We start from the raw sequence: 13,375 nt of genomic DNA, 5'->3' as shown, positions 1-13,375 counted from the left end.
TTAGGGAGGCGTGACCCATTGCTTCATTTTTCTTCAGCAACTCAACTGACACTCGATGCCGGGACAACTCTTTGGAATGAAGGATTCCATGGCTATCCACTCACTATGACCACCGATCCAATTCGCTATGTACAACGTTATGCTGAGGAAAATCTTTCACCAACCCTTTCTGTCATTGCATGGGAGGAGAATCAACCCATCGGTTTCGTCTATAACGGTACACGAATTCATCAAGGTGAATCCATCGCATGGAATGGGGGAACTGGCATCGTTCCTCGCTATCGCAATCAAGGGGTTGGTCAACTTCTGATGGAAGAAGTGATCAACACCTATGCAAAACAAGGTATTCAACGTGCCTTTTTGGAAGTTCTCTCCGAAAACGAACCAGCAATTCGCCTTTATCAGGGTTTAGGGTATAAAGAAATCGGGCGTCTACACGTCTTGCGCCATCCTGATATTCAGGCCCCTATCCCCCTCCCTAACGATCCCCTTCGATGCGCTACTCGGCAAGAGATCGGATCTCTTTCCTTTTACCAACATGAATCGCCTTGGCAATGCCAATGGATGAATGGAATCCATACTGAAGCTTGGATTGTTGAGGATGAAGAAAATCAACCCGTTGGTTATTCACTTTATCGCATGACCCTTGATGAACGGGGAAAGCGGACGTCTATGAATCTACTGCAAACAGCCGTCCATCCGACTCACCCGGATCCAGAACGTATTCTCCTAGCCACTCTCTATCCCCTGCTCCAACCAGGAAATCATTCTCGTGCGGCTCTTAATATTCCAGCCAATCATCCGGTCCTCCCTTTGCTGAAAGATCTAGGATTCGAACATACCTTCGAACAATTGGCCATGGAACGCCTAGTTCCTTCCGGTTAAAAGGGATTAGCAAAAAGAGGGGAGTGGGGATCCTATTGGATCGAACCACTACCCTCTTATTTGTTAACAGTTAGCCTGTTTTTGCAATTGATTGAAGCGTTCCCCCAACACTTGCAAACGACCTTTGAGTGCCTTTTCCCATTCATGATCCTCTATTTGTTTAGCAACTCCCATCAAGTCAAGAGCCATATCAATCTGCTCACGTAGGATCGATTCAGATTGTCCCTGTTGAAAACTTGTACACGATTCTTTCCACTCAGCAATCATGTGTTCATCAATGTATTCCTTTAAGTTTACATGCTGAGTACCATCACTCTGAGCATATTCCATCATCAGGTCAAATTCTTCCTGCGCGGAATAATGAACCTGTACTTGATGACAAACCGGACAATAAAGCAGGGGAGCATTATGCACCAATGTCGAACCCTGTCGTAATGTACCCACTGCACCGACCATCGTAGCTCCGCAACAAAAACCCATGTCCCCCCGCCTCCTTAGGTCGAAATGTTCAGTAAATAAAGGGATCCTTCACCGTTTGTTAACGATATTTTACCACATTCCCAATAATCGAAAACCTATTTCCAACTACGAAAAATGACGAATCCACGACCTCAAAGGAGAAAATAAGACGTAATTCGACATATACGCTTATAGTAATAATTTTTAGACCATTATGCTGCTTTGTTAGTTAGCCGCCTTTTTTTTCGATTCCTCTCATTATTGATTGACTTCATCTTGATAATACAGAGATCGCTTGCCGAGAAATTCGAGCAAACGTAAGCGGTCGTTCAATGGCTACATACGTCAAATAAGTGAGATTGGGATTGGTAAAGTAACGGCTCACTAATGGCGTAAGAGTGATCCCGGGTTGGTTCTGTAACTGCTTAAGAAAAGGAGTCACTTCTCTTTGCAATAGCGTCACAGCCCCAATGCAAAGGGATTTTCCTTGAGCATCCAGTTGATCAAAGGAAAAATTAAGGAAGCGCACAATCGGATTGGTTGCACGTTGTCCCATAACCGTCACATTCAGATTTCGTAGACGGACTACTTCACAAGAGGACCCAATAATGTCCATCCGATTTGGACCACCAATGATGCGACTAAATTGATTACAAAGGGCACGAAACGCCGGAGTAGGTGGAGGTTCTGGCATGTCTGGAGCTAAATTCGTTAACGTTTTTAACACCCTTCTCATTTTCCTTGCGAACTGGATGGAAGGTTCGATTGATTGAAAGGAAAGATTAATAATATTAGGATGCGCAAAAAAAGTGAAGGGAGCAATCCCAGGCACGGTAATCCCCTGTTGGATCAGGGCATTGGTTACACGCGTCACTTCCCTTGGGAGCAATGCGAGAAAGCCCATATTTAAGGTTTGATTTGGGTCCTGGGTTTTTTGCATAAAGAAAATATTATTGAGTCCATCTGTGGTGGGGCGACCCCGTACCGTCATTTTAAAGGTACGAATATTGGTCACTGTACAGGTTCCAGGTGTATCAAGAGAAGAAACTCGTCCCTTCAGTAGGGTAGCTAGTTGTTGACAGGAAACCGATACCCCTCCCATATGACCCCCTCTTTCCATGTGTGATCAATTAGCATATGAACCGGTCGGAAAAAGGGAATGGACATTGATGACAGGATATCTAAAAAGGGAAGGGTCGTACTCTATGGATCATCGATACAACGAACAATGACAACCTCGATCTAAAAAACGACACTCCCATAAGGGTTGTCGTTTTTAGTGATTTCAAACAACCATTTAAGATCTCGTATCACACCGATAATACAGAGATCGCCTGCCGAGAAATTCGAGCAAAGGTAAGGGGTCGTTCCACGGCATCGTAAGTCAAATAAACAAGGTCCGGATTCGAAAAGAAGCGGCTCACTAATGGTGAGATAGTAATTCCAGGCTGATTTCTTAGCTGATTGAGATAAGGATTAACTTCTCTTCGCAACAGCGTCACGGTACCTATGCACAATGCTCTTCCTTGGGAGTCCAATTGATCAAAGGAAAAGTTAAGAAAGCGTACAATTGGAGACGTTGCTCGTTGTCCCATAACAATGGCGTTCAAATTTCGTAGACGAACCAATTCACAAGAGGTGCCAATAATTTCAGTAACTTGATTCCCACCTATTATCCGACTAAATTGATCACATAAGCGCCGAAAGGCAGGCGTAGGTGGGGGTTCTGGGAGATCGGGAGCTAGATTGGGGAGCGTGTTCAACACTCGCCTCATTTTTCTAGCGAACTGAATCGGAGGCTCTAGGGATTGAAAGAAGACATTAATCATATTGGGACGAGCTCTAAAGATAAAAGGGGCAATTCCTGACACGGTAATTCCTTGTTGAATGAGCCCATTGACTGCCCTGGTTACTTCCCCTGGAAGTAACGCTAAGAAACCCAAGTTGAGTGTTTGATTGGGCACATTGGTTTTTTGCATGAAAAAAATGTTATTCAGACCGTCTGTGGTGGGGCGACCTTGTACGGTCATTTTAAAAGTACGGATATTGGTTACCGCACAAGTTCCTGGTGTAACAATCGCAGAAACCTTCCCCTTTAATATGGTAGCAAGACGCTGACATAAAATCGAAGTCCCTCCCATAGGATCCCTTCTTTCCTAGCGTGATAGATTAGTATATGAAAAGAATAGAAAAAAGGAGTGGACGCACTATGAAAGTATGGACCTAAAAAGGCGAAGACGCTTACTAAAGGAAGATGGTTAATTACGCTGAATAACTCACAAAAAAAAACGACGCTCCCTAAAAATAGGGTTGTCGTTTTTGTATTTTTTTGAATAAAACCTATCTTGATACTTTTCCACCCTATCCATTCGCTAACTGAGATCCGAATTCATCGAGATAATACAGAAATTGCTTCCCGTGAAGTTCTGGCAAAGGTAAGTGGATTCTCAACTGCGCTATACTTTAAAATCACGAGAGCAGGGATCGTAAATTTGGGGCTCACTAACGGTGAGATAGTAACCCCAGGCTGATTACTTATCTGCTTGAGATAGGGGGTGACTTCCCTTCGTAACAGGGCAACTTCACCAATACAAAGAGACCTTCCTTGAGCATCCAATTGATCAAAGGAAAAATTAAGGAAGCGTACTCCTGGGTTGGTTGCAAGTTTTCCCATGACACGGAATACCAAGTCCCGTAGAATCAACACTTCACAAGAAGACCCAATAATATCTGTAACTTGATTACCACCTATTATTCGACTAAACTCTTCGCACAACCGCCGAAACGCAGGGGTGGGTGGTGGTTGTGGAAGATCGGGCGCTAAATTCGTTAACGTATTGAGCACCCTTCTCATTTTCCCAGCAAACCGAATGGCAGGTTCTACTGATTGAAAATACACCGTAATGATATTCGGACGAGCAAATATCGAAAACGGGTTGATTCCTGTCACGGTAATCCCTTGTTGCAGCAATTGATTGACGGTTCTTGTCACTTCCCGAGGAAGTAACGAGAGAAAACCCATATTGAGATTATTATTTTGCATGTAAAAAATGTTATTGAGACCATCGGTAGTGGGGCGACCCCGTATCGTCATCTTAAAGGTACGGATATTGGTTACTGTACAGGTTCCCGGCGTTACAATTGTGGAAACACGCCCTTTTAATATAGTCGCAAGTTGTTGACAAGGGACGGATACTCCTCCCATAGGACCCCTTCTTTCCTAGTTTGATAGAATAGCATATGGATCCAACTAGAAAAGCGCTTGGACATTCTGTTCGATCTATATCCAAAAACGAATGTTCATTGATTACACATCACTCAATACAACGATTGCATTTGACTCATACTAGACCTTGAAACGCTCATCACAAATAAAAAATGACGCCCCACATAAGTAGAGGAACGTCATTTTTTATTTACCCACTTTAGAGCAACCACTTTTAATCTTCAGAGACCATCGCTTGGTACTTATCCGCATCCATCAACTTCTCGAGGCCAGCGTCGTCTGTCATTTCAACAACGACCATCCAACCCCCTTCATAAGGAGCGGTATTTACATTCTCTGGTGAATCCTCAAGGTCTTCATTGATCTCTACAACTTTCCCGCTGACAGGTGCATAGAGTTCAGAAACGGTTTTCACCGATTCAACGCTACCAAAAGGAGAATTAGCTTCCAACTCGTCGCCTACCTCAGGTAGCTCTACGAATACGATATCCCCTAGCTCTGATTGCGCAAAGTCGGTAATCCCAATCCTCACCTTATTGCCACCTTCTTGCTTAACCCACTCGTGTTCATCACTGTAGCGAAATTCCTTTGGTAGATTCATCAGATTCCCTCCACTACTCGGTAGTCCCTAGGACACGTTCCAAGGGCTTTTTCATCATAGATAGCGCTTTTTCACCAGCAGAACGGTGACGTAGCTTACCTTCTTCGTCATAGAGGAAGAAAGCAGGAACGAACTCATTTTCAAAAGCATCGACAATCGCATGTTGATTATCGACCGCCTGTGGATGAGTCATCTCATGCTTTTCAATCGTTTCCTTGACGAGGTCAACATTGGTATCTTTCTCCGATCGAGGCATATGGATTCCAATCACTTGCAATCCCTTATCCTTATAATCATCTCGGATCTTTAATACATCAGGCATGCTTGTCTTACATAAACCACAGCTTACCGACCAAAAATGGATGAGCACGGGGTTCCCAGCCAAACTCTCCTGATGAACCTCACCATTAATCCACTCCGTCGCTCCTTTGAGCTCTGGCAAATCTGACCGTAATCGTAAAGCCATCGTGTTCAACCTCCTTCTTCACAACAAAAAAATATCCAATTAAGTGAACTTTTATTCACTTTTACGGAGAGGGCCTAACGACAACGTTAGGCCCTCTCCCTTTTCACTCCAATGAATTACAGATTGCTTTGGCCCGGCTTCCAATCAGCACCACAAAGTCCACCCGTTTGAAGCGCTTGTAGGACACGCAGAGTCTCGTCCACACTGCGACCCACATTATCATCGGTGACCACTTGGTAGCGAACCGTACCTTCTGGATCGATGATGAAGAGACCGCGGAGAGCCACACCTTCATCTTCATTTAATACGCCATAATCACGGCTAACGCGATGAGTCGGATCAGCAGCCAATGGATAGTTTAGATGACCGAGACCATTTTCATCCCGAGGGGTGTTAATCCATGCACGGTGTACGAATTCGGTGTCAGTACTTACCCCAATGATCTCACAATCGTTATCTGCAAAATCTGCGTAACGATCCGAAAGCGCAGTAATTTCAGTGGGACAAACAAACGTAAAATCCTTTGGATAGAAGAAAAGAACTAACCATTGACCTTCGTAGTCAGAAAGGGAAACTTTCTCTGCCAAGGTCTCCAAGTTCTTGGTGCTTTTCATTTCAAAATGAGGGGCTGGAAGCCCTACTAAACGGGATGCCATTTGTTCATTTCCTCCTTAAATATCGCAGATATAAATAATCCGCTTATGTAATTTCCCGGACAAGATCCAGTATAAACTCACCCGATTCAATTCACAATTTGTTTCTACGCACTTACTAAAATAACATGTTTCAAATCAAAGTCAATACAAGATTGGACTCTTTATCAATTAGGAATTGTTCTCAATGTTTTGCTCATTCCGTCACCATCCATTCTTTTTGACCTCATTACCCACCGCTCTGTTCCTTTACTCATTTATCTTATTAACTTACTAAAAAGAAAAATATTGCCATTTGAATTTTTTCCTCTCAGGAGAGGAATTTCCACTCCTTATGTCAAATGGTTAATAGCTGTGAAGTAGTCGCATTTATTCATCTAGAGAATTAAGGGAAAAGGAGACTAAGGCATGAGCAAACGCGGGAAATGGGTACGCGCTTCCCTCGGTGCCCTTTTGTGCATCGCTGTAGCAGCGCCTGTAGCTTACGCTAATACTGAGCATGGAAAGGTTCATAAGCATCGTCAAGTTGATGTACAGCTTCTCGGTGTCAACGATTTTCATGGACAATTGGATGTCACTCGTAAAGTGGATGGAAAGGAAGTAGGTCGTGCTGACTATCTAGCTGCCTACCTCCATGAACGGGAGAAGCAAAACCCGAACACCTTGTTGGTACATTCCGGAGATATGGTCGGTGCCAGCCCACCCGTATCAGCATTGATGCAAGATGAACCAACCATCGAGTTCCTCAATACGGTTGGATTTGATGTAGGAACCCTTGGTAACCATGAGTTTGATGAGGGTTATAAGGAAATGCTCCGTCTCATCAAGGGGGGGCACCACGATGCAACGGGGGATTTTGCGGGTGCTAACTTCCCATATATTGCTGCGAACGTGGTCAAAGAGAAAAATGGCAAGCCTCTATTGCGTCGTCATGTCGTCAAGCGCATCAAAGGCGTACCCGTCGCATTCATTGGCGTTGTCACCAAAGATGCTCCGAAAGTGGTTACACCTGCTGGAGTCAAAGGTGTAAAGTTCCTCGATGAAGCCAAATCGATTAACCGTGAAGTGAAGAAGTTAAAGCGCAGAGGGATCCATTCCTTTGTCGTTCTCGCCCATGAAGGCGGATTTCAAGATGAAAAAACCGGTGAAATCAATGGACGGATTAGCGAAATTGCCAAGTCTGTCAACGATGATGTCGATGTGATCATGGCAGGACATAGTCATAGCAACTTAAATACCACGATTGATAACAAATTGATCGTACAAGCCAATTGCTATGGCACTTCCTTCTCCGATGTTGACCTCACCTTGGATCGTCGGACGCGTGACATTGTGAAGAAAAAAGCCGAAGTGGTCAACACCTATCATGAAGGTGTAACACCTGATCCTGAGGTTGCTGCACTCATTAAAAAATATCAAGACAAAGTAGAACCCATCGTGAACAAAGAAATTGGCCAGTCCGCAGACGAATTTACCCGGACAGCAAATGCTTCAGGTGAATCCCAATTAGGTAACCTCGTTTCAGATGCACAACGTTGGAAAATGCAAACGGATATCGCCCTGATGAATCCTGGCGGAATTCGTTCGGATATGCCAAAAGGAAAAGTAACCTGGGGCGATCTTTATACGATCCAGCCCTTCAACAACGAATTAATCACGATGAAATTCACAGGGAAGCAATTAAAACAATTGCTGAACCAACAATGGGCAGGCGATCACGCATCGGCTCCTAAAATCCTACAGATTTCTGGATTTACCTATCAATATGATCCCTCTCGCCCAGCCGAGGATCGTGTAACCGATCTGAAAAAAGCAGACGGTACACCGATCACGGAAGATCAAACCCTAACGGCTACCGCCAATGCTTTCCTTGCTGGGGGAGGCGATGGGTTTACCGTCTTTAATGAAGCGACGGATAAAGTAATGGGACCCGTCGACCTGGATGCATTGATCGAGTATATTAAACAGCTCCCTCAACCTTTCTCTGCTAAGATTGACGGTCGTATTCAAAAAGTAGGAAACTAATGATGAATAATAAAAGCCGAGTGGATATCCACTCGGCTTTTATTATTCATCAACATTGCGAGTCTCTTTCTTTTAAATACTAGGAACATCCTCTCATCCTATCAATGAATCCTTACTCAAAGAATAGGCGATCGAGGCGACATCCCTCTATAATGGACGAATTAAGTCAACCTGGTCGTTTTTTGGCGTGTTAACAGCCTTTGATACGGGATAGAGTGTCATCGCTTCTGCTTCATAGGGTTCCAAAAAGGGGCTGAGTAGCTCTGGGTCCCCCCAATCAGGGTCCAACCAAGCTGCTTCTTCTGCTAAATGAAGGATGACAGGCATTCGTTCATGAACCTCTTTTACCTTCTCATTTGCCCTTGTGGTGATAATCGTAAAGGATTGATAGCTTTCCCCACGCTCATTGTCCCAACGATCCCACAGTCCTGCAAAGGCAAATAACTCCTCATTAGCAAGCATGATTCGTATGGGCTGTTTTCCTCCATCAACCCTTTTCCATTCATAAAAACTATCCGCTGGAACCAAACATCGATAGCGTTGAAAGGATCGGCGAAAAGCGGGCTTTTGTGTCAAGGATTCACTTCTCGCATTAATTAACCGGTTGCCAATGGAAGGATCCTTTGCCCAGCGAGGAATTAATCCCCACCGCATGGATGTCAACTTCCTTTGACCCTCTGCCATAAGAATCACAGGGACTTCCTGGGTAGGAGCAATATTGTATCGGGGAAGGTGCGCCTGATTTTCATGTTCCTCCACTTGAAAGCGCTCCACAATCTCCCTTAAACCCGCAGTCAGAGTAAAACGCCCACACATGTGCTTTCTCCACCTTCCATCGTTCCGTGATTCTGCCCCCATTACCGCTTATATTTCTATCTTGATCCCTTCTGGAATCCCTTCGTCTTTTCCTTTTTTCAGGAAAGTATAGGGATAGATGGAACTCATTAATTACCTACCTTCCATATCCTTAAACAAATATTAAGTATTTGCCCCCGATTTCATCAACAAAACTCTCTTATACTAAAGTAAATAAGTGATTCTCGGGGGTAACTTTATGAGTACATTGACATACCGCAAAGCGTTTTTTATGCGGTTTTTTCGATCACCTCGTCAAATTGGTAGTGTAACACCCAGTTCTAAATATCTAGTAAAGGCCCTGTTGGATCCGATTGCTTGGGGTCAAGTAGATACCCTTGTAGAGCTTGGGGCAGGTACTGGAGTGATCACACAGGCTTTAGAATCCAAGCTTCACTCACAAGCAAAGGCCTTCATTTTTGAAAAGGATCCCATTCTTCATTCCCTCTTGCATCAAAACCATCCTACTCTTCATCATGTATTGGATGCGACAGAAATTAAAAATACGCTTACTACACATGGACTTTCTCATGCCGATGCCATCCTGTCCTCACTTCCCTTTACCAATTTTTCTATTACCGTACGTAACGCGATATTAGATCAAATCTGCAGTAGCTTAGCTCCTTCAGGAGTCTTTACTGCCTATCAATATTCCCTTCAAATGAAGCCACTCTTAAATAAACGCTTTCGTCATGTGGAGATCCGGTGGGTGATTCGTAACCTGCTTCCTGCATTTGTTTACATCTGCAAAGATCCCATACACGTACCTTAAGACATAATTAAGCCGCTAACCCCTTTATATAGGAGCTAGCGGCAACTATATTTACAACACATTCATTCCTTCAACCTATTAAACCTTCTTTTTCAAGCACCAACTCCGTGATGATGAATCAATGATTAGAGTAAGTTGACGGTCCCCACTGTCACGGAGGGCTGACCCGGAGTCGCGATTGCATCAAACATTCTGACTCCCGACTCTCTATCCGATATCTTTAATCGCCAAATGGAGTTTTGTATTTTGGTAACAGCGGATAATCGTTTCCCAGGATGCGAAATATGAGGGATACGAAAAGCGGCTGTCACTGGACGTGTACGATTATTTAAATGATAGATCGCTGGTGCATCAATATAAATTTCGTTGACATCTGAAGGATTGGTGTAAAATGCCACTCTGACAGGGTTTCGAAGTGAAATGATAATTTGATTTCCTACAAAAATCCTACAATTTCCTTTACCCGATCCGCTTGTCCCCGTAATACTTCCTGTCATTCTAGCTGTGGTGTTCACAGGATCAATCCTAGGAAAATATAACACCTGAAATGGTTTTGGTGCCATGATTACACGAATCGGTCTTGTCTTAACATCATCACAACATGACCCCATTATGCCACCCCCCTGATTATTTATAGCTCCAAACTCAGTATATGGATTCCTGATTAAGGGGTGTGAAAAATAGGTTTTTACCTTATCCCACTTTAACGAAGGTTTCTCAGACCATCTTCTATAAGAGGACGAAACTCCCTAATAAAGCATATCCACTTCCCCATCCTCCCAAATGAGAAGAATAAAATAACTTGTTGCAAGTTCTAAGCCATTTACAATCCCAACATCATGCAATTTTTTCAACCCTTGATTATACCTTTTTTTATCATTGATTAAGTGGCAAACATAAACGATATGACCGCCAATCTTACCTGTATATTTCAGTATAAAGTAACGCTCATATTTTTTTTCAAACCATATGATGGCTTCTTTACTCCCATCAAAAATCGGTAAGTTTGTCATGATATCTTTCACTCAAATCACCTCCTACTATATTTTTTTAATCATATGTTTTTCGTATCCACTAGTACCAACCTACAGCCGACTATTTCGCCCACCTTATTTTTGAACTGTAGGGATGAAAACCGGCGTTATTCTTAACACACTTTCCTTCTATGAGCATGCTAAAAATAACGTATAGGTAAGTGAGCACATATGCCAGTGTAGCGGGGATTGATCGATTAACTAGGTCATCGCAATACTAACGAGCAACTGGTAATAAAACCGTCGCTAAAGTTAGATCCTTTAAAGATGAAATGATCTTTTCTCCCCAGCAAACTGAATAAGGACATGAATAGTGGGTAGTTAACTATTTTTTACCCTTATCAAAAAACAATAAACTTAATATTCTGTTAATTAAGCGTAAAACTCCCTAATTATAGGATAAGAATGCGACGTATTCGCGGTATTCTTATCTTCTGGAAAATAAATCCATGCTATCATCGTTTGTGTTTATTTGCCTGTTCAGAAATTAAAAATCATGGGAAAATAAACAAACGAAAATAAAATCATCCACTCCATGGCCTGCAATGCATGGTTGATTTTTATGAAATCAATACGCAAATAAAGAGAGCCCCCATAATGGGTAGCTCCCTTTGACAACCTCCTTCTTAATCCTGGCGAACCCTTCTCATCCTTCCTTACATCCTCTTATCCTGATCCGATTCTATGTTGATGGATCGAGTGTTGTACGATTGCTTTACACTCGTTAAGAAGCGTCTTTCTATTCGTCCTTATGGTCCTCTCTATCGATGGCCACACGATTTGAATTCGCAGCATTACTACTTGCAGCAGCACCGTGTGGTCCAACAGAGACCACCCCCACCTCACTCGCCGCCGATGCACCATAGGGTCCGACTGCCACGACGGCAATATCACATGCTGCTGCAGCTCCATGCGGTCCAACAACCACAGATACAGAACTCGTTGAAGTACTCATCTCCTCCCCAACCGCTGAGCTACTGGCACTTGCAGCCGCAGGACCATCACCTTGTTCCGCTTCCGCTGCCACAGAGGATGTTGCTAAGGTTTTGCCGTACTCACTAGTGTGACTTCCTTTTTCTAAGGTTGTGTGAGTGATATCCCCTGTACTCTCTCCCTCGCCTGCTTTACCGTTTTCATTTAAGAAATGCATGATATAGGATGCTAATTCGCTTAATGCTTGATTATCCAGATTCTTTAGTGTTTGAAACGTCGGTGAACTTTCTGCACTCATTCCCACTTCGCCTCCTTAGTCACTTTGATTAACCCAGCCAGGAGCTTGTCCCATTAAGTTTTTCCTTGAATAACTCGAGAACTCGGCATCAACAACATGAATACCCTAATCCAAACACCATCGATTTGCGGTGAAATAAAGTCAACAGACTTCATAACCTCCTCCTTTTCAATCATTGAAAATTCATGTTCACCACCTTATACCCTCCTTGCATCGTTTAATAAACTGAATATTCAATCTATTTTACAGAAAGAACTTTTTTAATCCAAGCAACCACTACAACACTAAACATCCATAAGGTAATGATGGAAGCATAAATTGCATCATGGAGAGATGACGGAATCACTGTATTTAAGGATGTAATTAATGTTTTAGCGCTGGATAACACCAATATTCCACCAACAAGAACACCCAATATGGAGGAAGGCATTACTTTGATCAACCATGCAGCAATGGGAGCGGCAAATAACCCCCCTAACGCTAAACACCCCGCCAAAGTCCAATTGATCTCACTCAACCCTAATGAGAACATAAATCCAATGGTTGCTGAAAGGGCAATAATCGGCTCACTCGCATCGACTGAACCAACGATCTTTCGCGGTTTTAACTTACTTCTTCCTAGCAAAATTGGTGTATTCAGCGGCCCCCAACCGCCCCCACCAATGGAATCTAAAAAGCCGGCACAAAGTGCTAATGGGTAGATAAAGGCGCGACGCGGTGCTTTTATCTTTTTCGTTGCTTTTTGTAGTTTCGGTATTAACATGTTCTTATCAAAAATAAAGTTAAACAAAACATAGAAACCAACAAGCAACAACGCTCCAGCAATATAGGGTTTTACTAATTCCCCTGGAAGACGACTTAATAGCGTCGCTCCAACAAATGCACCAATCGCACCGGGTATTATTAGCTTTTTGACGAGCCCATAATCAATATTGCCAAAGCGGTAATGCGATACCCCAGAAGCGGTGGTGGTTACAAGTTCCGCCATGTGCATAGAAGCCGATGCTATCGCGGGAGCAATCCCGAGCGCAAGCATAATCGATGTAGCTGACAATCCCGATGACATACCGAGTGAACCATCAATGAATTGGGATAAAAACCCAACAATGATAAAGGTAATTATTCTTTTCATCGTGATTAACCTCCATTTTTTTGAGAGTAGTTAAAA

At 43.3% G+C, this 13,375-nt stretch carries 15 protein-coding genes; 3 read left to right on the top strand and 12 right to left on the bottom strand.

All coding sequences use genetic code 11. The features are described 5' to 3' along the window. Positions 1-18: 18 nt before the first annotated feature. Entirely contained in the window at positions 19-885 is an 867-nt protein-coding gene (locus CHX35_RS10635; RefSeq protein ID WP_091837319.1) for a GNAT family N-acetyltransferase, read from the top strand. 63 nt (positions 886-948) lie between these two features. On the opposite strand, the gene CHX35_RS10630 is transcribed toward CHX35_RS10635, so the two are convergent. The 7 genes from CHX35_RS10630 to CHX35_RS10600 all read right to left on the bottom strand — a co-directional run bounded on the left by CHX35_RS10630 (position 949) and on the right by CHX35_RS10600 (position 6,293). Then, a complete protein-coding gene (locus tag CHX35_RS10630; RefSeq protein ID WP_091837317.1) occupies positions 949-1,365 on the bottom strand; it encodes a hypothetical protein in 417 nt (138 codons plus the stop codon). Positions 1,366-1,615: 250 nt separating this feature from the next. After that, positions 1,616-2,446, bottom strand: a complete 831-nt coding sequence (locus CHX35_RS10625; protein WP_176392027.1) for a DUF1259 domain-containing protein — start codon at positions 2,444-2,446, stop codon at positions 1,616-1,618. A gap of 208 nt (positions 2,447-2,654) precedes the next feature. Beyond that, a complete protein-coding gene (locus tag CHX35_RS10620) occupies positions 2,655-3,485 on the bottom strand; it encodes a DUF1259 domain-containing protein (protein WP_091837314.1) in 831 nt (276 codons plus the stop codon). A 248-nt stretch (positions 3,486-3,733) separates the two neighbouring features. Beyond that, positions 3,734-4,549 (bottom strand): DUF1259 domain-containing protein, encoded by an 816-nt coding sequence (locus tag CHX35_RS10615; protein WP_091837313.1) that lies wholly within the window; start codon positions 4,547-4,549, stop codon positions 3,734-3,736. Between the two features lie 235 nt (positions 4,550-4,784). After that, a complete protein-coding gene (gcvH, locus tag CHX35_RS10610; RefSeq protein WP_176392026.1) occupies positions 4,785-5,171 on the bottom strand; it encodes a glycine cleavage system protein GcvH in 387 nt (128 codons plus the stop codon). A 13-nt stretch (positions 5,172-5,184) separates the two neighbouring features. Continuing rightward, positions 5,185-5,637, bottom strand: a complete 453-nt coding sequence (locus CHX35_RS10605) for a redoxin domain-containing protein (RefSeq protein WP_091837309.1) — start codon at positions 5,635-5,637, stop codon at positions 5,185-5,187. A gap of 116 nt (positions 5,638-5,753) precedes the next feature. Next, entirely contained in the window at positions 5,754-6,293 is a 540-nt protein-coding gene (locus tag CHX35_RS10600; protein WP_091837307.1) for a peroxiredoxin, read from the bottom strand. A 405-nt stretch (positions 6,294-6,698) separates the two neighbouring features. Between CHX35_RS10600 and CHX35_RS10595 the strand changes: the two genes are divergently transcribed. Next, positions 6,699-8,315 carry a bifunctional metallophosphatase/5'-nucleotidase gene (locus tag CHX35_RS10595; RefSeq protein ID WP_091837305.1) on the top strand — a complete coding sequence of 539 codons (1,617 nt, stop codon included), beginning with the start codon at positions 6,699-6,701 and terminating at the stop codon, positions 8,313-8,315. Positions 8,316-8,462: 147 nt separating this feature from the next. Here the strand turns inward: CHX35_RS10595 and CHX35_RS10590 are convergent, their stop codons facing one another. After that, positions 8,463-9,131 carry an SOS response-associated peptidase gene (locus CHX35_RS10590; protein ID WP_091837303.1) on the bottom strand — a complete coding sequence of 223 codons (669 nt, stop codon included), beginning with the start codon at positions 9,129-9,131 and terminating at the stop codon, positions 8,463-8,465. Positions 9,132-9,369: 238 nt separating this feature from the next. Here CHX35_RS10590 and CHX35_RS10585 point away from each other — a divergent pair, with 238 nt between their 5' ends. Next, positions 9,370-9,942, top strand: a complete 573-nt coding sequence (locus CHX35_RS10585) for a class I SAM-dependent methyltransferase (RefSeq protein WP_091837302.1) — start codon at positions 9,370-9,372, stop codon at positions 9,940-9,942. Between the two features lie 125 nt (positions 9,943-10,067). Here the strand turns inward: CHX35_RS10585 and CHX35_RS10580 are convergent, their stop codons facing one another. From CHX35_RS10580 to CHX35_RS10565, 4 genes are all read right to left on the bottom strand, one after another. After that, a complete protein-coding gene (locus CHX35_RS10580) occupies positions 10,068-10,553 on the bottom strand; it encodes a hypothetical protein (protein ID WP_091837300.1) in 486 nt (161 codons plus the stop codon). 138 nt (positions 10,554-10,691) lie between these two features. Then, entirely contained in the window at positions 10,692-10,967 is a 276-nt protein-coding gene (locus CHX35_RS10575) for a hypothetical protein (protein WP_091837299.1), read from the bottom strand. 748 nt (positions 10,968-11,715) lie between these two features. Then, a complete protein-coding gene (locus CHX35_RS10570) occupies positions 11,716-12,207 on the bottom strand; it encodes a hypothetical protein (RefSeq protein ID WP_091837297.1) in 492 nt (163 codons plus the stop codon). Between the two features lie 238 nt (positions 12,208-12,445). Continuing rightward, positions 12,446-13,339 (bottom strand): sulfite exporter TauE/SafE family protein, encoded by an 894-nt coding sequence (locus CHX35_RS10565; RefSeq protein ID WP_091837295.1) that lies wholly within the window; start codon positions 13,337-13,339, stop codon positions 12,446-12,448. Positions 13,340-13,375: the final 36 nt, after the last annotated feature.

This window comes from Marininema halotolerans (assembly GCF_900116235.1).
In the GTDB taxonomy this organism is placed as follows: domain Bacteria; phylum Bacillota; class Bacilli; order Thermoactinomycetales; family DSM-45169; genus Marininema; species Marininema halotolerans.
This window is presented reverse-complemented; position numbering and strand designations above follow the sequence as displayed.